This is a genomic window from Flavobacterium tyrosinilyticum, assembly GCF_023656565.1.
Taxonomy (GTDB): Bacteria; Bacteroidota; Bacteroidia; order Flavobacteriales; family Flavobacteriaceae; genus Flavobacterium; species Flavobacterium tyrosinilyticum.
The window spans coordinates 280,041-302,094 of the sequence record NZ_JAMOKG010000003.1 but is presented as its reverse complement, the minus strand read 5'-3'; the positions used below and the strand labels follow the sequence as shown (position 1 = coordinate 302,094).

At 33.4% G+C, this 22,054-nt stretch carries 17 protein-coding genes; 15 read left to right on the top strand and 2 right to left on the bottom strand.

Translation table 11 applies throughout. The features are described from left to right. The first annotated feature begins 3 nt into the window (after positions 1-3). The 12 genes from NCC77_RS15755 to NCC77_RS15705 all read left to right on the top strand — a co-directional run bounded on the left by NCC77_RS15755 (position 4) and on the right by NCC77_RS15705 (position 14,571). Positions 4-1,224: a glycoside hydrolase family 88/105 protein gene (locus tag NCC77_RS15755; protein ID WP_250836446.1), complete on the top strand. Its 1,221-nt coding sequence runs from the start codon at positions 4-6 to the stop codon at positions 1,222-1,224. Between the two features lie 9 nt (positions 1,225-1,233). Continuing rightward, positions 1,234-2,439: a glycoside hydrolase family 88/105 protein gene (locus NCC77_RS15750; protein ID WP_432442326.1), complete on the top strand. Its 1,206-nt coding sequence runs from the start codon at positions 1,234-1,236 to the stop codon at positions 2,437-2,439. Positions 2,440-2,461: 22 nt separating this feature from the next. Further along, entirely contained in the window at positions 2,462-3,682 is a 1,221-nt protein-coding gene (locus tag NCC77_RS15745) for a glycoside hydrolase family 88/105 protein (RefSeq protein ID WP_250836445.1), read from the top strand. Between the two features lie 147 nt (positions 3,683-3,829). After that, positions 3,830-5,419 (top strand): glycoside hydrolase family 43 protein, encoded by a 1,590-nt coding sequence (locus tag NCC77_RS15740; RefSeq protein ID WP_250836444.1) that lies wholly within the window; start codon positions 3,830-3,832, stop codon positions 5,417-5,419. Positions 5,420-5,426: 7 nt separating this feature from the next. Continuing rightward, positions 5,427-7,427 (top strand): pectate lyase, encoded by a 2,001-nt coding sequence (gene pelA, locus NCC77_RS15735; RefSeq protein WP_250836443.1) that lies wholly within the window; start codon positions 5,427-5,429, stop codon positions 7,425-7,427. Between the two features lie 75 nt (positions 7,428-7,502). Beyond that, positions 7,503-8,858: a glycoside hydrolase family 28 protein gene (locus tag NCC77_RS15730; protein WP_250836442.1), complete on the top strand. Its 1,356-nt coding sequence runs from the start codon at positions 7,503-7,505 to the stop codon at positions 8,856-8,858. Between the two features lie 300 nt (positions 8,859-9,158). Further along, the gene (locus tag NCC77_RS15725; RefSeq protein WP_250836441.1) at positions 9,159-9,902 is read left to right on the top strand and encodes a rhamnogalacturonan acetylesterase; all 744 of its coding nucleotides are present in this window, start codon (positions 9,159-9,161) and stop codon (positions 9,900-9,902) included. 213 nt (positions 9,903-10,115) lie between these two features. After that, positions 10,116-10,649 carry a YcxB family protein gene (locus NCC77_RS23040; protein WP_432442325.1) on the top strand — a complete coding sequence of 178 codons (534 nt, stop codon included), beginning with the start codon at positions 10,116-10,118 and terminating at the stop codon, positions 10,647-10,649. 153 nt (positions 10,650-10,802) lie between these two features. Next, a complete protein-coding gene (locus NCC77_RS15720) occupies positions 10,803-11,243 on the top strand; it encodes a hypothetical protein (protein WP_250836440.1) in 441 nt (146 codons plus the stop codon). Positions 11,244-11,449: 206 nt separating this feature from the next. Beyond that, positions 11,450-12,739 carry a DUF4861 domain-containing protein gene (locus tag NCC77_RS15715; protein ID WP_250836439.1) on the top strand — a complete coding sequence of 430 codons (1,290 nt, stop codon included), beginning with the start codon at positions 11,450-11,452 and terminating at the stop codon, positions 12,737-12,739. A 25-nt stretch (positions 12,740-12,764) separates the two neighbouring features. Then, entirely contained in the window at positions 12,765-14,087 is a 1,323-nt protein-coding gene (locus tag NCC77_RS15710; RefSeq protein WP_250836438.1) for a rhamnogalacturonidase, read from the top strand. A gap of 307 nt (positions 14,088-14,394) precedes the next feature. After that, positions 14,395-14,571 carry a histone H1 gene (locus tag NCC77_RS15705; protein WP_008467640.1) on the top strand — a complete coding sequence of 59 codons (177 nt, stop codon included), beginning with the start codon at positions 14,395-14,397 and terminating at the stop codon, positions 14,569-14,571. Positions 14,572-14,827: 256 nt separating this feature from the next. Here NCC77_RS15705 and NCC77_RS15700 read toward each other — a convergent pair whose 3' ends face one another. Continuing rightward, positions 14,828-15,583: a response regulator transcription factor gene (locus tag NCC77_RS15700; protein WP_250836437.1), complete on the bottom strand. Its 756-nt coding sequence runs from the start codon at positions 15,581-15,583 to the stop codon at positions 14,828-14,830. 222 nt (positions 15,584-15,805) lie between these two features. Here NCC77_RS15700 and NCC77_RS15695 point away from each other — a divergent pair, with 222 nt between their 5' ends. Beyond that, positions 15,806-16,984 carry a serine hydrolase domain-containing protein gene (locus tag NCC77_RS15695; protein WP_250836436.1) on the top strand — a complete coding sequence of 393 codons (1,179 nt, stop codon included), beginning with the start codon at positions 15,806-15,808 and terminating at the stop codon, positions 16,982-16,984. Positions 16,985-17,071: 87 nt separating this feature from the next. Here the strand turns inward: NCC77_RS15695 and NCC77_RS15690 are convergent, their stop codons facing one another. Continuing rightward, the gene (locus tag NCC77_RS15690) at positions 17,072-18,112 is read right to left on the bottom strand and encodes a GntR family transcriptional regulator (RefSeq protein ID WP_250837173.1); all 1,041 of its coding nucleotides are present in this window, start codon (positions 18,110-18,112) and stop codon (positions 17,072-17,074) included. 389 nt (positions 18,113-18,501) lie between these two features. On the opposite strand from NCC77_RS15690, the gene rhaT reads away from it, so the two are divergent. Continuing rightward, positions 18,502-19,551 (top strand): L-rhamnose/proton symporter RhaT, encoded by a 1,050-nt coding sequence (rhaT, locus tag NCC77_RS15685; protein ID WP_250836435.1) that lies wholly within the window; start codon positions 18,502-18,504, stop codon positions 19,549-19,551. Positions 19,552-19,576: 25 nt separating this feature from the next. Further along, positions 19,577-21,721 carry a bifunctional aldolase/short-chain dehydrogenase gene (locus tag NCC77_RS15680; protein ID WP_250836434.1) on the top strand — a complete coding sequence of 715 codons (2,145 nt, stop codon included), beginning with the start codon at positions 19,577-19,579 and terminating at the stop codon, positions 21,719-21,721. The last annotated feature ends 333 nt before the right edge of the window (positions 21,722-22,054 follow it).

Genomic DNA, 22,054 nt, shown 5'->3' with positions numbered 1-22,054 from the left:
TTTATGCGTAAATCTCTTTCTACAAAGTTCATTTTTGGAAATATTCTGGTTTTACTGCTGATTTTTGGAAATAAAATCAATGCGCAAAATCAAACAAGTACAGAAAAAAATGTTATTCCTTACGATTTAAAATGGTCGGAACGAACAGCACTTTCTATTTTAAATAAATATCCGAATGCTTGGCAGCTTGACGGAAATGAAAAGCCAAAATGGGATTATAAAATGGGTTTTGTATTGTCGGGATTTGAAAAATTATATCAAAAAACAAACCATAAAAAATACCTGAATTACATCAAAGAATATGTTGATGGAATGATTGACAGTACGGGAAATATCAAAAAATATGATATCAATGAGTATAATATTGATTGTTTAAATCCGGGAAAACTGCTGTTTAATTTATATGATATAACAAAAGATTCTCGCTATCTGAAGATTATTGGGCAGCTTAGAAATCAGTTAGAAAGTCAGTCGAGAACACCAAGCGGAGGATTTTGGCACAAACAGATTTACCCAAACCAAATGTGGATTGACGGTTTGTATATGGCTGAACCTTTTTATGCGCAGTTTACTGTTAAGTACGAAAAGGGAAAAAGTCTGGATGATATTGCGAAACAATTTGAATTGGTTCAGAATCATCTTGTAGATCAAAAAACAGGTTTGGTTTACCAAGCGTGGGACGAAAGTAAAGAGATTGCGTGGGCAGATAAACAAACGGGAAATTCGCCTACAATCTGGGGAAGAGGAATTGGATGGTACATGGTGGCGCTGGTCGAAACGTTAGATTATTTCCCGAAATCGCACCCAAAACATAAAGTTCTGGTGGAGTATTTGAATCAGATTGCCAAAAATGTGAATCAATACAAAAGCGAAAACGGACTTTGGTATCAAGTTGCTGATAAACCAGAATTGTACGGAAATTATGTAGAACCATCAGCTTCTGGAATGATTATTTATGCTTTTGCAAAAGGAGCTAATAAAGGCTATTTGGCTTCAAGCTACAAAACCACAGCTAAAAAATCTTTTGACAATTTTGTAAAAGAATTTGTGAAAGTAGATAAAAAAGGAGAAGTGAATGTTTTGAATGTTTCATCAAATGTAGGTTTGGGCGGAAAACCATTTCGCGACGGAACAAACAGTTATTATCTACTTTCTAAAACAAAAGAAAACGGTGCAATTGGATTGGGGGCTTTTTTATTAAGTGCGATCGAATTGGATAAATAAATGTTTTTAATGGATAAAAAGAAAAAATATTTTGGTTTACTGCTTGTAATTATTAGTCTGCTGTTTTCATTTATGAATGCAAGAGCTCAAGAAAAGACAATGGTTATTTCTAAAGACTTAAAGTGGTCTGAAAGAATGGCTCTCTCTATTATGAAGCGTGACCCAAAAGCTTGGCAGATTGATAATAACGAAAAACCAAAATGGGATTATAAGTTAGGTCTTATTATGACTGCTTTTGAGAATCTGTACAATAAAACACATAATCCTATTTATTTCAATTACGTTAAAGAGTATTACGAAACAGTTATAAACGATTCGGGTGATATTCTAAATTATAAACTAGACGATTACAATATTGATTATATAAATGCTGGCAAAGGACTTTTTGAAATTTATAAACAAACCAAAGAGGATCGTTATCTTAAAGCGTTGCAGCTTTTAAGAAAACAATTGGAAACGCATCCGAGAACAAATTCCGGAGGTTTTTGGCATAAGAAAATTTACCCAAATCAAATGTGGTTGGATGGATTGTATATGGGAACTCCTTTTTATGCACAATATACAGCTAAATTTGAACAAGGAAAAAGTTTTGATGATATTGCAAAACAGTTTGAGCAGATTCACCAGCATACTTTAGACCAAAAAACGGGTCTTCTTTTTCATGCTTGGGATGAAAGTAAAAAAATGGATTGGGCTAATAAAGAAACGGGAACATCTCCCAATTTTTGGTCTCGATCTATAGGCTGGTATATGATGGCTTTGGTTGATGTTTTAGACTTTATGCCAAAAGAACATCCGAAAAGAAAAGAACTTATCCAGTATTTGAATGAGATTTCGAAAGCTGTTGCAAAATATCAAGATAAATCAGGATTATGGTATCAAGTTACAGATGCTGGAAATAGAAAAGGAAATTACCTTGAAGCGTCTGGTTCTGAAATGTTTGTTTACGCTTTTGCAAAAGGAGTAAAAAAAGGGTATTTGCCAAAAAACTATAAAAAGTTAGCAGAAAAAGGATTTGACGGAATTACAAAGAAATTGGTTACGGTAGATCCAGACGGAGAAATACATATTACTCAAGTTTGTGCTAGTGCAGGGTTAGGAGGAAATCCTTATCGTGATGGATCTTATGAATATTATATAAGCGAAAAAATAAAAGTGGATAATTCCCATGGATTAGGGCCTTTTATTTTAGCGGCAGTTGAATTAGAAAAATAGTAGAATTTAAATAAATTTTGAAATGAAAAATAGTAGAAAGCAAAGTTATTTTATGTCGATTTTGATGGCTTGTTTTATGACCATTACAAGTTGTAAAGTAACATCGCAGGAACCAGCAAAAGAGATTTTGATTGGAAAGAATGCAAAATGGTCTGATAAAATGGCCTTGACATTGATGAAACGCCATCCAGAATCGTATATGATAGATGATGCTAAGAAACCAAAATGGGATTATGTTCACGCTTTAGTTTTACATTCAATAGAAGAGCTTTACAAAAAAAATCCAGATCCTAGATATAAAGCTTATGTAAGAAGTTATGTCGACCAATTTGTACAGGCAGACGGAAGCATTACTACGTATGAATTTGAAAAATACAATATTGACTTAGTATTGCCAGGACGTCTTCTTTTTGATGTATATGCTAGTTCAAAAGAAGATAAATATTTAAAAGCGTTGCAATTAATTCGTAAACAGCTTTCAGAACAGCCAAGAACACAAAGCGGCGGATTCTGGCACAAACAAATTTATCCAAACCAAATGTGGTTGGATGGTTTGTATATGGGAGAGCCATTCTACGCAGAATACACAGCTAAATTCGAAAACGGAAAAAGCTTTGATGATATCGCAAAACAATTTGAAGTGATTCAGCTTAAAGCAACAGATCCCAAAACAGGATTATTATACCACGGATGGGACGAAAGCAAACAAATGCCTTGGGCAAATAAAGAAACAGGAAACTCTCCAAACTTCTGGTCTAGATCTTTGGGCTGGTATGTAATGGCTTTGGTTGATGTTTTAGATTACATGCCAAAAGATCATCCAAAAAGAAAAGAGTTGATTCAGTATTTAAACAATGTTTCTGAGGCTTTACTAAAATTCCAAGATAAATCTGGATTGTGGTATCAAGTTACAGATAAAGGCGGTGAAAAAGACAATTATTTAGAAGCTTCTGGATCTGCAATGTTTTCATATGCTTTTGCAAAAGGAGCAAACAAAGGATATTTGCCATCTAAATTTAAAAAAGCAGCCAACAAAGCTTTTGACGGATTAACAACTGTATTAATCAAAAAAGTAGATCAAGATGGAGGGATTACATTAACAAACTGTTGCCAAGTAGCAGGTTTAGGTGGTAATCCATATCGTGACGGATCTTACGAATATTACGTAAACGAAAGAAAAAAAGACAACGACCCTAAAGCAACAGGGCCATTTATTTTGGCAGCTTTGGAATTGAATAGATAATTTTTTTGAAGTTATGAGTTATGAATGTTCAGCTTTGTCTTGCTGAGCGAAGTCGAAGCATCTCAAAGTAACTCTTAAGAATAAGCAAGTTACAAACCCGACAGGTTTTTAAAACCTGTCGGGTTTAAAAAAAAAGAACAGTTAAAAATGAAAAACATAAAAATCATCCTATTCCTATTATGCATTATTCCTTTCCAGAAGAATACCGCACAAGTCTGGACGCCAGATAACGGAGATGGAACATTCACCAATCCGATTATTCATGCCGATTATTCAGATCCAGATGTTGTTCGCGTAGGCGATGATTATTATATGACAGCTTCTTCTTTTAATTGTATTCCGGGGTTACCGATTTTACATTCAAAAGACTTGGTAAATTGGAAAATTATAAGCTACGCTTTGGCTAAACAGCCTCCATTTGAAACCTACAATAGTGTACAGCACGGAAACGGAGTTTGGGCGCCAAGCATCAATTATCACAACAACGAATTTTACATCTATTATCCAGATCCAGATTTCGGAATTTATATGATAAAAGCTAAAAAAGCGGAAGGGCCTTGGTCTGAGCCACTTTTAGTTAAAGCAGGAGTTGGATTGATAGATCCGAGTCCGCTTTGGGACAATGATGGCAAAGCTTATTTGGTGCATGCTTTTGCAGGAAGCCGCGCTCAGATTAAAAGTTTGTTAGTTGTATGTACTATGAATCCTGAAGGAACGGTAGTGAATAATGATGAAGTTATGGTTATTGACGGACACGAAAGCGAAGGCACAATTGAAGGGCCAAAATTTTACAAAAGAAATGGATATTATTACATTTTTGCACCAGCAGGAGGAGTTCCAACAGGATGGCAGACTGTTTTAAGATCGAAAAATGTTTTCGGACCTTATGAAAAAAAGAAGGTTCTAGAACAAGGTTCGACCGCAATAAATGGGCCGCATCAAGGGGCTTGGGTAACAACTCAGACAGGCGAAGATTGGTTTTTCCATTTTCAGGATAAAGGCGCTTATGGACGAATTGTGCATCTGCAACCAATGAAATGGGTGAATGACTGGCCGGTTATGGGAGAAGATTTCGATAAAAATGGAATAGGCGAGCCTGTAACAACGTACAAGAAACCAAATGTTGGCAAAAAATATCCGATTGAAGTTCCAGCAACTTCAGATGAATTTAACGAGCCAAAATTAGGATTGCAATGGCAATGGCAGGCAAATAAACAGACCAACTTTGGTTTTCCAACTAGTTTGGGTTATTTGAATTTGTTTTGCAATACCACAACCAAAAATATTTTTAATGCTCCAAATTTACTCTTGCAAAAATTTCCAGCAGAAGAATTTACGGCGACTACAAAATTGACTTTTAACGCAAGATTAAATGGAGAAAGTACAGGTTTGATCGTTATGGGCTTGGATTATAGTTATCTGAATTTCAAAAATGAGAACGGAAAATTATATCTGAATCAGAAAACAGGAACTTTTGATAAAACGGTTTCAGAGACTGAAACCAAGCCTGTATTAATTGAGCAAAACACAATTTATTTAAGAGTAAAAATTAGCAAAGGTGCAATCTGTAGTTTTTCGTATAGTTTAGACGATAAAAATTACCAAACCATAGGAAAAGATTTTACTGCTAAAGAAGGAAAATGGATTGGAGCTAAAGTCGGAGTTTTTGCTCTAGGCGAGATAATTAAAAATGATTCAGGGAATGTTGCTGTTGATTGGTTCAGAGTAACAAAATAGCTAGGAAATGATACAGTTTAAAAAACAAATAATGCTTTTTTTATGCCTTTGCAGTTTTGCTGTAAATGCTCAGAATACTTATAAAAGATGGTCAGATGTTATTCGCAAGAGTGATGCCGCTTGGTTTGCAACCGCAGACGCAAAAAGAGTAGCAGAAAATGTACTGCTCTACCAAAGAGATATAGGAGGCTGGCCAAAAAATATTCAAATGCAGGATGAGCTGAACGAAAAGCAGAAAAAAGATTTGATTGCTCTTAAAAAAACAACTGTCGAAACTACTACCGATAACGGAGCAACTTGTCAGGAAATGCTTTTTATGTCTAGAATGTATGCGCAGGTCAAAGACGAACGTTACAGAGAATCTTTCTTAAAGGGGCTAAATTATCTTTTGGAAGCTCAATATCCAAACGGAGGATGGCCTCAGTTTTATCCGTTAAAAAAAGGATATTATACGCACATTACTTACAATGATGATTCGATGGTTAATATTATGAACGTAATAAAAGCCGTAGCAGACGAATCGGATTATTACAGTATTAAACCTTCAAAAGAAATTGTGGAAAAATGCAGAAAATCATTTGATAAAGGAATCGATTGTATTTTAAAAACACAATACAAGCAAAATGGCGTTTTAACCGCCTGGTGCGCGCAGCATGATGAAGTGACTTTGGCTCCAGCAAATGCAAGAGCTTTTGAATTGGCTTCGTTAAGCGGTTATGAATCAGCAAAAATAGTATTGCTTTTAATGTCGATTGACAAACCGTCAAGAGAAGTTGTTACCGGTGTAAAAAGCGCTGTAGAATGGTTCGGAAAAACTAAAATTACCAATTTAGAAGAAAAAAGAGTTTTAAACGACGCTGGAAAAATTGTAGATAAAAAAATGATTCCAGCAACAAATGCCAAACCAATCTGGGCAAGATTTATGGATTTGGAAACCAATGAACCTTTCTTTTGTGACCGTGACGGAATCAGAAAAAAAGCATTGGATCAAATAGGATCAGAAAGAAGAAATGGCTATTCATGGTACTCAGATGCACCTCAGGAAGTTTTAAAAAGATTTCCAGACTGGGCAGTTAAAAACGGTACAAAAGTAGGGGCAGCCGAAAAGAAAATTATAGATTATATTACTGTAGCACAAGATGGTTCGGGAGATTTTACCAAAATTCAGGATGCAATTTATGCGACACCGGCTTTTCCTTATGAGAAAGTAACTATTTTTATTAAAAACGGAATTTACAACGAAAAAGTTCGAATTCCAGAATGGAATACTCATGTATTTCTAAAAGGTGAAAGTAAAGAAAATACCATTATTACTTTTGATGATAATTTTTCAAAAATAGCTTTAGGCAGAAACAGCACTTTTTATACCTATACACTTTTGGTTGAAGGAGACGATTTTACAGCATCAAATCTAACGATTAAAAATACTTCTGGCGAACACGGACAAGCGATTGCTTTATCAGTTGTAGCTAATCGCGCTAAGATTACGAATTGTAGACTTTTAGGAAATCAAGATACTTTGTACTTGTCTGGAAAAGATGCCAAACAATATTTTAAAGATTGTTATATTGAAGGAACAACCGATTTTATATTTGGAGGCGCAACAGCTCTATTTGAAAATTGCACTATTCACAGTATAAAAAGTTCTTATATCACAGCAGCTTCAACCCCCGAAGGAACTTCGTTTGGTTTTGTTTTCAAAAATTGTAAACTGACCGCAGATCCAGAGGCAAAAGAGGTGTATTTAGGAAGGCCGTGGCGTATTTATGCCAAAACAGTTTTTATAAACTGCGAAATGGGAAAACAAATAAAACCAGAGGGTTGGGAAAATTGGTCTAAACCAGAAGCTGAAAAAAAAGCTTTTTATGCCGAATACAATTGCACTGGCGAAGGTTTTCAGCCATCTAAAAGAGTGAAGTGGTCGTTTCAGCTTTCAAAAAAAGAAGCAACACAATATTCGATAGACAATATCCTTAAAGATAAGATTGCGAATTGGTATTCTCTTTAGCCTCAGTCGCAGTTTCAGTCGGCACCGAAAACTGGGACTGGGACTGCGACTAGCACGCACTTAAAATAAAAAAACATGAATTTCAAATACTTCTTTCTAATCTTCCTTTCGTGGGCATCATTTGCACAGAATAGCGATTTTCCGTCAGCTAAAGTGGATTCTATTGTGAAACGAATTCAGCTTCCAATAATAACTTCCTATCGGATTAATGTTTTGACATTAGGTGCCAAAGGCGATTCTATTACAGATAATAAAAAGGCTTTTGATAAAGCAATGGCTTTGTGCAAAAAAAATAAAGGCGGAACAATTATAGTTCCAAGAGGAATTTATAAAATCAACGGACCGATACATTTTGTAAGCAATGTAAACCTTAGAATTGAAAAAGGGGCTAAAATAAAGTTCAGTGATAATCCGAAAGATTATCTTCCAATGGTTTTAACAAGCTGGGAAGGGACGATGTTGTATAATTACAGTCCGCTTATTTATGCTAATAATTGCACGAATATTTCCATTTCTGGAGAAGGAACAATTGACGGAGAAGGAGGAAAGACTTGGAAAACTTTTAAAGCAAAAGAAAACGAAGGCAAAAACCGAAGCCGTGAAATGAATCACAATAACACTCCATTAGAAGAAAGAAAATTTGGAGAAGGCTATTTTTTAAGACCACAAATGATTCAGTTTTTAAATTGCAAAAACATTTTAGTCGAAAATATCAGAATCGAAAATTCGCCGTTTTGGTGTCTGCATCTTTTAAAATCAGAAAGTATTACCATTCGCGGGATAAGTTACAAATCCTTAAATCACAATAATGACGGAATCGATCCAGAATACGCAAAAGACGTTTTAATTGAAAATGTCACTTTTGACAACGGAGACGACAATGTTGCCATAAAAGCAGGAAGAGATCATGAAGGAAGAGCTAATGCAGCAACGCCTAGCGAGAATATTGTAATTAGAAATTGCAATTTTAAAGGACTTCATGGTGTGGTAATCGGGAGCGAAATGTCGGCTGGAGTTCAGAATGTATTTGTAGAAAATTGCAAAACGGCAGGATATTTAAAAAGAGGCATTTATTTAAAAACCAATGCCGATCGTGGAGGTTATATCAAAAATATATTTGTTCAAAATATTCAATTGGATCAAGTAGAAGATTGTCTATACATTACGTCAAATTATCACGGAGAAGGCAAAGGTTATCAATCCGATATATCAAATGTATATTTCTCTAATATCACTTGCAACAAAGCATCAGAATCTGGTATCGTAATTCAAGGATTTGCAGATAAAAAAATCAAGAATATCTCTTTAAAAAACATAGAAATCAAAGAAGCCAAAAATGCACTCTCGAATGAAAACGCAGAAAACGTTTTAATGACAGATGTTTTTATAGGTAAAAGAGCAACAGTGCCTACAGCAGTTTCAAAGCATTAGATTTTTAACCTCATTTTATAGCTAAGCGTTTTTTTTAACGCAAAGCACACAAAGAAAGCGCAAAGTTCGCAAAGGTTTAATAAAAGGAGGCAAAGGCTCAAAGGTTCAGAGATTCAAAGATTTTTCGTAGAGATGCACTGCAGTGCATCTACATAAAGAATATCCACAAAGCTTTGTGTCCTCATTGACAAAGTAAATAAAGAATAAAAAACTTAGCGAACTTTGCGTAACCTTAGCGCACTTTGCGTTAAAAAAACACTTCGCAATACAACCACTCAGCATTAAAAAAAACAAAAGAAAATGAAAAAATATATCTTTCTAGCGTTACTTATCACCACAGTAAGTTTTGCCCAAAAAACATCCTTGTATTGCATTGGAGACTCTACAATGGCAAATAAAAAAGATCCGGATAAAAATCCAGAACATGGTTGGGCTCAGGTATTGCAGCCTTTTTTCAAAGAAAACATAACAGTAATCAATAAAGCAGTAAACGGACGAAGCACTAGAAGCTTTATCAATGAAAAACGTTGGGATTCTGTTTATAACAAACTTGAAAAAGGAGATTATGTTTTTATAGAATTTGGGCATAATGATCAGAAAATAGAAGATTCAGTACGTTTCACCAATCCGCATACAGCTTACAGATACAACCTAATTCGTTTTGTAAAAGAAAGTAGAGAAAAAGGTGCTATTCCGATATTATTAACTTCTATTTCAAGACGTAACTTTAACGAAAAGGGAGTTTTAGTACCAACACATGGTGATTATCCTTTAGAAACCCGATTGGTTGCACAGGAGTACAATGTGCCTTTTATAGATTTAGAGTACTACACTGAATTATTAGAACAATCTTACGGGCCAGAAAAATCAAAGCAACTTCATCTCCATTTCAAAGCGGGAGAAAATGCTTTTTATGATACAGATAAAGCTGATGATACGCACCTTTCCTTGTTAGGAGCAAATAAAATCGCTGAAATAGTAATTAACCAAATTAAGCTTTCGAAAGACGCTTCGCTAAAGAATCTAAAAAGCGGAATTAAGTAAAACGTTTTTAAGTTTAAAGTAATTAAAAGGAAGGGGAAATTTGTATTTTCCCTTTTTTGTTTTTGGTATTTCATGTAAAAAGAAGATAAAAAAGTAAAGATTAAAGAAATAAATATTGCCCTATTTTAATATTATAAAAGCTTCTAAGTCTATTTAGTACTTTTTTGTTGATATACTTTTGCCTTGAATAATATACCTAAGAAGACAAAAATTATGAAAGCGGCTAATTTTTCATTAGAGTTTCAGTTAAATATTTCTGAAATTAGAAAACTTAACAAAATGTACTTTGAACACTTGTTTAAAGAGCGTCTAATCTATGTTTTTTTCGTCGTGGCATTAATTGTGCTTTTTCTTGATTTTATTGATGAAGCTGATTTTTTTCAATGGCTGATAAGTTGTCTCGTTACACTTGTTTTTTTAGTAGTCATTCAATTCTTTTTTCTGGACGCTATTTCTAGAAAGATTTTCTGCCTAACAAAATGGCTTATCCAGTATCACAAATTTTATAGCAGATATAAACTCACTTTTACCTATTCTGATGTTTGCGTTCGATCTCCGTTAAGAGACTTAAAACATAAATGGACAAAAATTGAAAAAGTTATTTCGACTAAAAATTTCCTTTTTCTCTATGTAAAAGAAAGAAATGCTTATATAATTTCTATTTCAAAGAAAGATCACAATTGTCAAAAGATTGAAGAATTGGTTTCATTTGTTGAAAATCATGTGATGCATGTGATAAAGGTCTAATGCATTTTTAATAACCACATCAAATACCTTATTCTGATTGTTTTATGGCTTATTGGAGCTAATGAATTATCTATGCCACTCTAATTTTGCTACATATTTTAGTAGTGAATCCTTCAATTAATCAAGGGTTTACTGTTTTAAAAAAACAAAAGGATGCAAAAGGAGCGAGTTTTAGTGGTTGATAATCAAGGTTTTTTTCTAAAAATGTTTAAAAGAAAATTTAAAGATGAGTTTGAATTTTTAGAAAAATCTTTTACTGATCAATGTGAAGGGACAAAAAATCAATATGATCGAACTATTTATGTAGTTTATAAGAGAGAAGAATTGCTTAGTTTTTTACAAGAGGAAAAAAGAGCAAATACTCTGGTTTGTTTGTTTAATGGGCAACTTTACAGGAGCTTATCTTTTCTAGAGGGAATCAATAATTTGATTTTGTTTGATGAATCAAAAACGAGTCGTGAAATTTTTAAAGAAGTAAAGCTCTTTTTGAAAAAGAAATTAGATTTCAAAAAAGAACAAAAGACAGTGAGGCCATCTAATCCATCACAATCAAAGTTTAATGAATATTACAAAGCAATGTATTTTTTAATGTGAAGTAATTTATTTTATTTTATTTTTTATATTTTTTCGATCATATTATTTGATAATAATGTGTTTAAATTGCAGGGTAATTGTTGTTCGTTATCCTGCTTTTTATTTTATATTGATTTTCAGTTTTTTTTAAAGTTTTTGATTTTTAAGTGTTAATATAACAATTAAAAATCTTAAATTGTTCTGAAAAAATAAAGAATAAAAAAAGTATGAAAAAAAGAGTCTTATTTTATCTTCCAATTACTTTAGTTACAGTATTATTAGCGAGTTGCAAAGTTTCTCAAAATGTATCAGTAAAAACAATTGTTTTAAAAAATAGTAGTTCTCAGGCGCTCTCGCAAAAAGCAATTTCTATAAAAAGAGAGAATATAGGAGAAAGCAATGTAAAAGGAGTTTTCCCTATTTTAATTTCAAAAAAAGATACGATTCCAGCCCAGACAAACGATCTTAATGGCGATGGAAAATGGGATGAACTTTTCTTTACAACTGATTTTTCAGCAAACGAAGAAAAAGTCATTCAGTTAAAATGGTCTGATATAGATCCGAAGTTTACGATAAAAACCAGTGCGCGTTTTGGAAAAAGAGAAGGAAAGGATCTTCCTGTTCATCCAGATACACAAGAGGTTTTAATGGCAAATCAGGTTCATAAAAAATTAGGTTATCAAAAATACCAAACAGACGGACCGACTTGGGAGAATGACAAAGTTGGTTTTAGACATTATCTAGATGGAAGAAATTCTAAAGATGTATTTGGGAAAAAGCTTCCAGGAATAACGCCCGAAAACGTTGGGATAAATAGTAAAGGCGCGGTTGAAGATAATTATCACGTAATGTACGATTGGGGAAGAGATATTTTTCCTGTTGGGAATTCTGTTGGTTTAGGCGGTTATGCATTGCTGATTGACAATAAAATAAACCGACTTGGAATTTTAGGTAATGACACCATAAATAATGTAGAAAAGACGACTTTTAAAATTGTTGCAGAAGGACCGGTAAACTCTGTTTTAAGCTACCATTATCAAAACTGGAAAGCCTCTGGAAATCTTTATCAAGTACAGGAAACAACTTCTATTTGGCCTGGAATGTATGGTTATAAAAATACTGTTTCAATAGATGGTATTAAAGGCAAAGAGACATTTCTGGCTGCAATTTCTAATTTGAATAATAAAAATCCGCTACAGGTTATAGAAGCTGGAGATTGGGTATGTCTAATTCAGCACGATTATTTGACTTATGAACGCCAATGGATTTTAGGAACAGCGATTTTAGTTCCTGCAAATATTTATCAAGGTTATATTGAAGCTCCTAAAACAGGACAGCTGACTGATTCGTATTTGGCAAAATTAAAAGTTGATAATAAGAAAGAAATTAGTTATTATGCGATTGCAGCTTGGGAATTGAGTGCAGATAAAGGTTTTAATGATTCTGCATTTTTCACTAATTATGTGACCAATTTAGCCAAACAGCTTTCTGCTAAAATAAAAATCGAAGTAAAGTAATTTGAAACGATAGGCTGTTGTACAAATGAGAGAGTTTTTAATTGTTTTAGCTTTTATAAGCGGATTGAATTTTTCTTTCTCGCAGCAGGTAACTGATGTTTTTCCTGATGGCACCCCCATCAGCAGCTGGTTTAAAAACGATCAGAAATTGCAATTAAAGGATTTAGGAAAGCAATATCGTATAACAGATTTTGGAGCTAAAAAAGACAGCACAATAATCCAAACGCAAGCCATTCAGGCAATAATTGATCTTGCATCGGCAAATGGTGGCGGTGTAATTGTAGTACCGAAAGGAGTATTTTTGAGCGGCGCTTTATTCTTTAAACCTAAAACGACTTTGTATTTAGCCAAAGGAGCAGTTTTAAAAGGCTCGGATAACATTATTGATTATCCAATTATGGCTTCAAGAATGGAAGGACAAAATCTGGATTATTTTCCCGCCTTGGTGAATGCTTATGGGGTAGATCATTTTTCTATTTCGGGAGAAGGAACAATAAACGGAAATGGAAAAAAGTTTTGGGAAACTTTCTGGAAAAGACGTAGTGAGAATCCTGATTGCACGAATCTTGAAGTCTCTAGGCCAAGATTAATTTTTGTATGGAATTCAAAAAATGTTCAGTTTCAGGATGTAAAATTGATTAATTCAGGATTTTGGACGAATCACTTTTATAAATGTAATAATGTAAAACTGCTGAATCTTTACATCTTTTCGCCACATATTGAAATTAAAGCGCCAAGTACCGATGCCATTGATCTTGATGTCTGCGAAAATGTTTTGATAAAAAACTGCTATATGTCCGTAAATGATGACGCAGTTGCTTTGAAAGGAGGAAAAGGCCCTTACGCAGATAAAGATCCAAATAACGGCCCTAATAAAAACATTATAATTGAGGATTGTACATTTGGATTTTGCCATTCGGCTTTAACCAATGGAAGTGAAGCGATTCACAATCGAAATGTAATTTTTAGAAATAGCCAAATAAAAGGAGCTTCTAGAATGTTGTGGCTAAAAATGAGACCAGACACGCCACAGCGATACGAATATATTGTAGTCGAAAACATTCAAGGTGAAGCAGAAACTGGACTTGCCATTTTTGCTTGGCGACAGTTTTATGATTTGAAAAACCGTCAAGATGTTCCTTTATCTTATGGCGATCAGATTACTTTAAAAAATATCAATCTTAAGTGCACTAATTTTTATGGTGTGGAAAAAGATCCCAATGTGAGATTGAGTAATTTTAGATTTGAAAATCTAAATATAGAGTCTGTAAAAACTAAGATGGATAAAAGCATTATAGACGGACTTGTTTTAAAGAATGTGCACCTAAACAAGACTCTTATTGAGTAAAATTTTCCTTTTTTGAGGAATTTTTCCGCTCAAAAATTAACAAATAGAAGAGGTATAAGCCATCTTTTTGGATGAAATTACTTTTAATTTGATACTTTCTGGAGAGTATTAAAACAGTTGTTATAAAAACACTTTCAAAGTAAGTTGTTGATTGCTAATGTATTATATTTGCTGGTTTTTAATAAAGAACAGAAGTCAATTTATTGTAAAGGAAATGAATGAAAAACTGCATTAAATTTAACAGCAAAATTGTTGTAACTATCACACAAACTTTTATTTTTGTGGCTTAATTTAACAATATATAAGCATGAAAGATTTATTAGTAAAAATCAACGCCGAAATTGAAACATTCAAAGCTGAAGCTGAATCTTTGACTGAAAAAGGAATTAAAGCTGCTGGACCAAGAGCACGTAAATCAACTTTAGAAATTGAAAAACTTTTAAAAGAGTTTAGAAAAGTTTCTATCGAAGAATCAAAAAAATAATACAACTAAAACCTCGTCAATCGACGAGGTTTTTTTTTGTCGAAAAGTTTTGAGAGTTAGGAGTTAAGGGTTAGGAATAAAGAATAAAGAATAAAGAATAAAGAATTAAGAATTAAGAATTAAGAATTAAGAATTAAGAATTAAGAATTAAGAATTAAGAATTAAGAATTAAGAATTAAGAATTAAGAATTTCTCTTAACTTCTAAAAAAACTTAGAATCTTAGCATCTTAGAACCTTAGCATCTTTTAAAAAAAACTATATCCACTTTAGCTTAGTGGCAATGGAGCATGCTTCGGCGGTATTATTAACTTTCATTTTCTCCAAAATATTTTGCCGATGACGGCTTACAGTATTGATGCTAATAAATAGGATCGTTGCAATCTCTTTACTTTGTTTTCCTGCTTGAAGCATTTTAAGAATTTCTTTTTCTCTTGCAGAAAGAAAGAATTCATTTTCTTTCACATTCTGTTTTACAATATTTCCAGTTGCAGTATTTATTATTGCACCTTCATAGTCAAGGGCTAGTGAAAAATCAAAATTATAAAAACAAAGTGCCAATTCTACATCTTCGTACTGATTTGAAAAATAGAACATTTTGTGCAATAAAGATTTCCCTGCGGTTTCGTCATTCATTCTTAATTTACTGATTACACAAAAGTTTCTTCGTTCCTCAGTCGGAATCGTTTTTATGAACTGAAAAAAATGAAGTTCTAAAAGATATTTTTGCAGTACATCATCTGAGTTTAATTTGCCAAAAAGCTCTTCTTCCCAAATACTCTCAATTTCTTGCACTTGATCTTCTTTGAAAATTTCAAGTTCTTGAGCAATTTTGCCCGAATAGATGTAACTTTTATTGTTGTATAAATCGCTTAAAACGGCAATGCCATTTTCTAAATCAGCAAAATTTTGTGCCATTTCCTGACACGTTTTTAAAACCTTTTTATTATTTAAGTTTCTTGAGTTTTTTTGCTCCAAAAGCTGTTTGCTCAAATCATCTTTTATGTTTTTCATAAAAATGGTTATTTATAAGTATTGCCTTATGTTTTTCTGCCGAATATATTTGTATGATTATATGGACTGAAATATAATAAAAAATGGGGTTTAAAATAATTATAAAATTCTTAATCATTTTACTTGACTTATTACCAAGTTGTTTGAGGTAAACATATTGCTCAAAAGGCTTTGTGTGAAAGTTGAGTGAATTGATTAATTAATGCTTAATAAATCAAAATCATGAAAAATCTTCTTTTAATCATTTTTTTTATAAGTATAATTGCCGTTCAAGCACAAAATTCCACCATAAAAAGGCTTGACGGAAGTACAATTTCTACCGATAGTTTGACCGCCACTATTGAAAACCTGATGAGCAAAGCCGATGTGAAAGGATTGGCTATAACCGTGTTTAATGCCAAAAAACCTGTTTACATGAAGACTTTTGGCTTTAGTAATGTCGAAACCAAAAAGAAGTTAGAGTTGCAGACTAATCTTTATGGAGCTTCTTTGAGTAAAGCGGTTTTTGCTGTTTTGGTTATGAAATTAGCAGAAGAAGGAGTCATAACATTAGACAAGCCACTTCAGGATTATCTTCCGAAACCAATTTATGAATATGATTTTAAAGTATGGCACGAAGATTTTACAGAATTAAAATCATATCCAGAATATAAAAAAATAACTGCTAGAATGTGTCTCGATCATACTTCTGGCTTGCCGAACTGGCGTTGGTTTGAATCTGATGAAAAGCTCAAAGTTAAGTTTGAGCCAGGAACAAGGTACAGTTATTCGGGTGAAGGGCTTACCTATCTTCAAGTGGTTTTGGAAAAAATTACTGGAAAAACCTTAGAAGAAATGGCTCAGGAAAGAATATTCAAACCGCTAGGAATGTCAAATTCAAGTTATAAATGGCAAGAGAAATTCGAAAAAGATTATGCCTACGGATATGATGAAAACGGAAAAATGCAGGAAAAAGACAAAGACAATGCACCCAGAGGAGCAGGAACGCTAGAAACTACGTTAGAAGATTATAGCAAGTTTATAACAGCAATTTTGAATAAAAAAATATTGAATGCTAAATCATACAAAGAAATGTTTAGTCCACAGATTCGCATTCGTTCTAAAAACCAGTTCGGACCAGGAGCATTAGAAGATGGAAACTGGAATGATAAAACAGAACTTTCATACGGTCTAGGCTGGGGATTAGTAAAGAGCCCGTATGGTTATGGCGCTTTTAAAGAAGGGCAGGGATCAGGCTTTCAGCACTACGGAATTGTTTTTCAAGATAAAGGAACTGCAATGGTCATCATGTCGAACAGTTATCCAACAGGAAAAATAATTAAGTATTTACTGGAAACAGGAATAAAAGACACCTATACACCATGGGAATGGGATCAATATATTCCATATGATAAAAAATGAGTTTCTAAGTTTCTAAGGCGCTAAGAAAAAAAACTCAGTATCTTAGTATCTCAGTATCTCAGTATCTCAGTATCTTAGCATCTTAGATTAAATCGAATTTCTATCAATAAAATTAAAAGGCACTTTTACCTGACCTTTTTCTTTGTTCAAAATCATTCTTGCGGCAGTTTCTCCCATTACATTAAAATCAGTTGACATTACAGTAATGCCAAGCAAATCTTTTAAAGGGGTATCGTTGTATGAAATGACACCTATATCTTTTCCTAAAACAAACTCTTCATCGCGAATCTGTTTCACTAAATTGACTAGATCAGATTCTTCAATAGTGATAAATAAATCTCCTTTTTTAAGAATCATATCATCGTAAACTTCACTCAGAATTTCAAAATTGATTTCGTGTTCCACACAGAATTTTCTAAATCCGTGCAAAATTCTTCTCGGATAAGGATAAACCGCTTTATCAGGATATACTAGAATTAAACGCTTGTATTTTGATATTTTAGAAAGACCTTCTTTTAAGGCATTATAAATGTCATTTTCAAAATCCTGGTAAATCTTAATGACATCGTTACCTGTTCCTAATTTTATATTATCTAAAACTACGAGTTTTTCTTGTGGGATTTTTTTAATGGCATTTACAACATCATCAGTAAAGCTCAAATGTTTTAATTCATCTGTTTTAAAGTGCGTTGTAATAACATAATAATCGTAAGCGCCTTCAAACTTATCTAAGATATTTAAGAATAAAGTTTCATCACAGTGATAAATCTGTAGATCAACATGTGCATTTGCGCCCAAAGTATCAATAAATGAGCTGTAGGTTTTCATTTTATACGAACTCAATTTATTGGTCAAAAACAAAATATTGACCTTAGATTCCAATTTTGTTCGAGTAATGTAATAGCCTTTCCCTCTAATGGAAGAAATGATTTTTCGCTCTTTTAAAATATTATAGGCTTTCTCAACAGTATCGCGAGACATATAGAATTCTTCGCTGAAACTATTTATAGAAGGAATTTTTTGATTGATTTTTAAATTTCCGTTGGCGATGTTCTGAAGAATAGAGTCAACAATTTGTTTGTATTTAGGAACTCGAGAGTCTTCGTCTATTTTAATAAGTTTAATCATGTTCATTGTGAGGAAATTTATTCCGCATTTCAGCGAAACTCATTTTAATTCTAAATAATTTTTTAAAAAATCTCTTTTTTCAAAAAGAATCTAATTCACAGAATCATTTTTGTCATAAAAAAGAGAATTCGTCAAGGCTTGTAATCTTTTTTTTATGATTTCTAAATTTTGACCTTAATGTAGAATCAATAATTACGAAATCGATTGCTAAAATAGCCATTTTAAATTTATTTACCCAATAATTGTAGGCCGTTATTTCTAATAATCTTTAGTTTTAACAAAAAATATAAAATCTGTAAAGGATAGTACAGGACAGTTTTGTTTTTGACATTCTCTTATTTTACAAAACCAAATCACTATCTAACAAACCAAAAACTAAAATTTATTAAATGGAATCATTATTAGGAATCATTTTTCATTCTATCGGAGGATTTTCTTCAGGTAGTTTTTATATGCCTTTTAAAAAAGTAAAAGACTGGGCTTGGGAAAGCTATTGGCTTGTAGGAGGATTTTTCTCTTGGCTGATTGTTCCGCCAATTGCAGCTTACTTAACGATTCCAAATTTTACAGAAATTATTGCGGCAGCTTCTCCATCAATAAAAACCTTCACTTTTACAATGGGTTTAATTTGGGGAATTGGCGGTTTAACTTATGGTTTGGGCGTTCGCTATTTAGGAATGTCTTTAGGAAATTCAATTACGTTAGGATTCTGCTCTGCATTTGGAGCTTTGGTTCCATCCATTTATTATGATATTGTTCCAACAGAGGGTAAGATTTCATTTTCGCACATGCTTACTAATACTGGTGGTCAGATCGTTTTATTGGGTGTGGTTGTATATCTAATAGGAATTGCCATTTCTGGAAAAGCAGGAATGCTGAAAGAGAAGGATTTTGCAACAGGTCACGAAGATAAAGACAAAGACTTCAACCTAGTAAAAGGTTTGATTGTAGCCGTGATTTCAGGAATTTTGAGTTCCTTCTTTAATTACGGAATCGAAGCTGGAAAATCTATGGCAGAACATGCTGTAGTAAATGGTGCAAATCCGTTATTTCAAAACAACGTGACTTATGTGGTTTTGCTTTGGGGAGGGTTAACGTCCAATTTTATCTGGTGTCTATATTTGAATTTTAAAAACAAATCAATTAAAAATTACACCGACAAATCGACTCCAATAACTAAAAATGTCTTGTTTTCTGCTCTTGCTGGAACCATGTGGTTTTTACAGTTTTTCTTTTACGGAATGGGAGAAAGCAAACTTGGAAATGGTGCCAGTTCATGGATTCTGCATATGGCAACCATCATTTTAACAGCAAACTTTTGGGGATTTTATTTGAAAGAATGGAAAGGAGTTTCTAAAAAAACTTTAAGAACTTTTTTCTGGGGAATCGGACTTATTATGCTTGCAATCGTTTTGGTAGGAATTGGTAACTCATTATAAATACAAGAAATAATTAAAATACTATATGTCGAATACAAACACAATTAATAATATGAATTTTAAGCATGTAAGCTACCTTTGGGATGAGGCTAAGGCAGCAGCACTAGCAGGTGATGAAGTAGCGCTTTTTATTTATCGTTCTAACTTGTTAGGGGCTGATTTAAGATTGACCAACTACGGAGGTGGAAACACTTCTGTGAAAATTACAGACAAAGATCCCCTTACAGGAGAATCTTCTGAAGTAATGTGGATTAAAGGTTCTGGTGGAGATATCGGAACATTGACAAAATCAGGTTGTGCGGCTTTGTATTTGGACAGACTTCGTAACCTTGAAAATGTTTACAGAGGTATTGAGTTTGAAGATGAAATGGTAGAATTGTTCAATCACTGTATTTTTGATTTAGCTTCTAAAGCACCTTCTATTGATACACCTTTACATGGTTTTCTTCCGTTCAAACATATCGATCACTTACATCCGGATGCGGCAATTGCTATCGCTGCTGCTAAAGATGGAAAGAAAATCACAGAAGAATTATTTAATGGAGAAATTGGTTGGGTAGGCTGGCAGCGTCCAGGATTTGATCTTGGTCTTCAGTTGAGAGCTTGTTTGGAAGAAGCAGAAAAAAACGGTAAAAAACTACGCGGAATCATGTTAGGTTCTCATGGTTTATTTACTTGGGGAGATACTGCGTTTGATAGTTATATTAATACGCTGGAAGTAATCGAGAAATGTGCTTCTTACTTAGAAGATAATTACGGAAAGAAACGTCCAGTTTTTGGAGGTAAAAAAATTGATAGTCTTCCAGAAGCAGATCGTAAATTAAAAGCAGCAAAAGTAGCTCCAATCTTAAGAGGTTTCTGTTCGTCAGAGCGCCAAATGATTGGTCATTATACAGATGATGCAAGGGTTTTGGAATTCATTAATTCTAATGATCTTTCAAAATTAGCTCCATTAGGAACATCTTGTCCAGATCACTTTTTGAGAACTAAAATCAGTCCATTGGTTTTAGAATTAGATCCCAACGAAGATTTGTCTGATGTTGCAGCTGTTAAAGCAAAATTAACTCCTGCTTTTGAGGCTTACCGTGCCATGTACAAAGACTATTACAATGCATGTAAAAAATCAAACTCGCCAGCAATGCGTGACCCAAATCCAGTTGTGATTTTATATCCAGGAGTTGGTATGTTCACTTTTGCTAAAGATAAAACAATGGCGCGTTTGGCATCTGAATATTATATCAATGCTGTAAACGTAATGAAAGGTGCTGAAGCAGTTTCAGAATATACTTCTTTACCGCACCAAGAAGCTTTTGATATTGAATATTGGTTGCTAGAAGAAGCAAAATTACAGCGTATGCCAAAACCAAAAGCATTGTCTGGAAGAGTAGCTTTAATTACTGGTTCTGCGGGCGGAATTGGTAAAGCTATCGCTAAAAAATTCGCTCAAGAAGGTGCTTGTGTGGTAATCAACGATATTAACGAAGAGCGTTTGCAAGGTGCTTCTGCTGAGTTTATTAAAGCTTTTGGTAAAGATGCCGTTTCTAGCACTTTGTTGAATGTTACAGACGAAGTAAGCACAGAAAAGGCATTAGATGAAGCTTGTTTAGCTTTTGGAGGTGTTGACATTGTTGTGAATAATGCTGGAATCAGTATTTCTAAATCTATTGCAGAACATACTCTTGAAGAGTGGGATAGATTATATGATATCTTGGTTAAAGGACAATTTATTGTTTCTAAAGCTGGAATCGAAGTAATGCGTAAACAAGGTTTTGGAGGAGATATTGTAAATATCGTTTCTAAAAACGCTGTAGTTGCAGGTCCGAATAACCCTGGTTATGGTTCGGCTAAAGCTGCTCAGGCGCACTTAACACGTTTAATGGCTGCAGAACTTGGAGCAGATAAAATTCGTGTCAATACAGTAAATCCTGATGCTGTAATTTCAGACTCTAATATTTGGTCTGGCGGATGGGCAGAAGGTCGTGCAAAAGCATACGGAGTTACAGTTGAAGAACTTCCGGCTTACTATGCAAAACGTACGTTATTAAATGAAATCATATTGCCAGATGATATTGCTAACGCTTGTTATGCTTTTGTTGGAGGTTTACTTGGTAAATCTACAGGAAATGCATTAAACGTAGACGGTGGCGTAGCCATGGGCTTTTATAGATAAAGATTGTTTAGGTTTTTTATATAAGTTTGTTTAAGCAAAAGTGGTTTTTTGTGGTCTAGCGTTCGATTCTTTCGAACGTTAGATTTTTTTAGCATATAACAATTCGCTTTAACAAAGAAAACTTAACAAAAAAGTGAAGTACAACCAGAGTTTTACTGCTATAAAATTTATAAGTTGAAAAAATATTTAAACACATAGAAACATAGATTTTTTTATTAAGATTAAAAGTTTAAAAAAAATCACTAGTGATTAACACATAGCTATGTGTGTTGATGCAAGTGACACGCCTTTGAAGATTAAGATGAGCCTATGATTCTATGTGTTAAAAAAAAT

Excerpts from the sequence above, each read along its gene's own strand:
- NCC77_RS15730 (WP_250836442.1), top strand. The coding sequence starts at position 7,503 with ATGAATTTCAAATACTTCTTTCTAATCTTCCTTTCGTGGGCATCATTT.
- NCC77_RS15720 (WP_250836440.1), top strand. The coding sequence starts at position 10,803 with ATGCAAAAGGAGCGAGTTTTAGTGGTTGATAATCAAGGTTTTTTTCTA.
- NCC77_RS15745 (WP_250836445.1), top strand. The coding sequence starts at position 2,462 with ATGAAAAATAGTAGAAAGCAAAGTTATTTTATGTCGATTTTGATGGCT.
- rhaT (WP_250836435.1), top strand. The coding sequence starts at position 18,502 with ATGGAATCATTATTAGGAATCATTTTTCATTCTATCGGAGGATTTTCT.
- NCC77_RS15715 (WP_250836439.1), top strand. The coding sequence starts at position 11,450 with ATGAAAAAAAGAGTCTTATTTTATCTTCCAATTACTTTAGTTACAGTA.
- NCC77_RS15705 (WP_008467640.1), top strand. The coding sequence starts at position 14,395 with ATGAAAGATTTATTAGTAAAAATCAACGCCGAAATTGAAACATTCAAA.
- NCC77_RS15725 (WP_250836441.1), top strand. The coding sequence starts at position 9,159 with ATGAAAAAATATATCTTTCTAGCGTTACTTATCACCACAGTAAGTTTT.
- NCC77_RS15755 (WP_250836446.1), top strand. The coding sequence starts at position 4 with ATGCGTAAATCTCTTTCTACAAAGTTCATTTTTGGAAATATTCTGGTT.
- NCC77_RS15710 (WP_250836438.1), top strand. The coding sequence starts at position 12,765 with ATGAGAGAGTTTTTAATTGTTTTAGCTTTTATAAGCGGATTGAATTTT.
- NCC77_RS23040 (WP_432442325.1), top strand. The coding sequence starts at position 10,116 with ATGAAAGCGGCTAATTTTTCATTAGAGTTTCAGTTAAATATTTCTGAA.
- NCC77_RS15680 (WP_250836434.1), top strand. The coding sequence starts at position 19,577 with ATGTCGAATACAAACACAATTAATAATATGAATTTTAAGCATGTAAGC.
- NCC77_RS15690 (WP_250837173.1), bottom strand. The coding sequence starts at position 18,112 with ATGATTAAACTTATTAAAATAGACGAAGACTCTCGAGTTCCTAAATAC.
- NCC77_RS15695 (WP_250836436.1), top strand. The coding sequence starts at position 15,806 with ATGAAAAATCTTCTTTTAATCATTTTTTTTATAAGTATAATTGCCGTT.
- pelA (WP_250836443.1), top strand. The coding sequence starts at position 5,427 with ATGATACAGTTTAAAAAACAAATAATGCTTTTTTTATGCCTTTGCAGT.
- NCC77_RS15700 (WP_250836437.1), bottom strand. The coding sequence starts at position 15,583 with ATGAAAAACATAAAAGATGATTTGAGCAAACAGCTTTTGGAGCAAAAA.
- NCC77_RS15740 (WP_250836444.1), top strand. The coding sequence starts at position 3,830 with ATGAAAAACATAAAAATCATCCTATTCCTATTATGCATTATTCCTTTC.
- NCC77_RS15750 (WP_432442326.1), top strand. The coding sequence starts at position 1,234 with ATGGATAAAAAGAAAAAATATTTTGGTTTACTGCTTGTAATTATTAGT.